Genomic DNA, 1058 nt, shown 5'->3' on the forward strand with positions numbered 1-1058 from the left:
GTGTAATGCCGCCGAGGGCCATGTTGGGCCGGTCGTGATTGTAGGTCCACAACCAGTTGGTGGCAAATTCCTGGATTTCGTCGAGGGTCTCAAACAGATGATGGGCGAGCCAATCGTAGCGAACGGTCCTGTTGTAACGCTCGATGTAAGCATTCTGCTGGGGCTGGCCGGGCTGGATGAAATCGATGCGGATTCCGTGCCTGGCAGCCCATGCCAGCGTCACCGCGCTGATGTACTCCGGACCGTTATCGCATCGGATGGCACTCGGTTTGCCGCGCCACTCGATGATGCGGTCAAGCGATCGGATCACGCGCTCGGATGGCAGCGAGAAATCGACTTCAATTCCCAAGCCTTCGCGGTTATAGTCGTCGATGACGTTGAACAGCCGGATACTGCGTCCGTCGGCAAGCTGGTCGTACATGAAGTCCATCGACCAGCTCTGGTTGATCGCCGTCGGCACGGCCAGTGGAAGCGGTTTCTCACGCACCAGTCGATGGCGCGGCTTGATCCGCAGGTTCAGCTCGAGCTCACGGTAAATCCTGTAGACGCGCTTGTGGTTCCATTTGTAGCCCTTCACGTTGCGCAGGTACAGGAAGCACAGTCCAAAGCCCCAGTTGCGCTGGTTGTTCGTCAGCCGTACCAGCCAGTCGGCGATGACGCCGTTCTCTGCGTCCAGCTTGGCCTTGTAGCGGTAGCAGGTCTGGCTGATGCCAAATGCCTGGCAGGCCAATCCGATCGTGGCTGACCGCTGCGCTACCGCCCACTGCGCCATCTCCCGCCGCTGAGATGGCGCTACCACTTTTTTGTCAGTGCCTCCGCGACGATCTCGGCCTTGAGCCGCTCCTCGGCATACATCTTCTTGAGGCGCCGGTTCTCGTCCTCGAGCTCCTTCATGCGGGCCATCAAGGATGCGTCCATGCCACCGTACTTGGCGCGCCATTTGTAGAACGTGGCATTGCTGATGCCGTGCTCGCGGCACAGTTCGGGAACCGGACTGCCGGCTTCGGCCTGCTTGAGGATGGCGATGATCTGGCTGTCGGTAAAGCGGGACGTCTTCA

General features: G+C 59.8%; 1 protein-coding gene. It reads right to left on the reverse strand.

The window, feature by feature from the left end; translation table 11 throughout:
• Nucleotides 1-1058 (reverse strand): IS3 family transposase gene (locus ACFPQ5_RS24780; protein ID WP_379761749.1). Its coding sequence is split into 2 segments (ribosomal slippage), with 1059 coding nucleotides annotated over them: nt 1-807 and nt 807-1058; the frame shifts between segments, so codons are not numbered across the junction. This gene is flagged as partial in the annotation.

Origin of the sequence: Massilia suwonensis (assembly GCF_042655665.1) — a bacterium.
Classification (GTDB): domain Bacteria; phylum Pseudomonadota; class Gammaproteobacteria; order Burkholderiales; family Burkholderiaceae_D; genus Telluria; species Telluria suwonensis.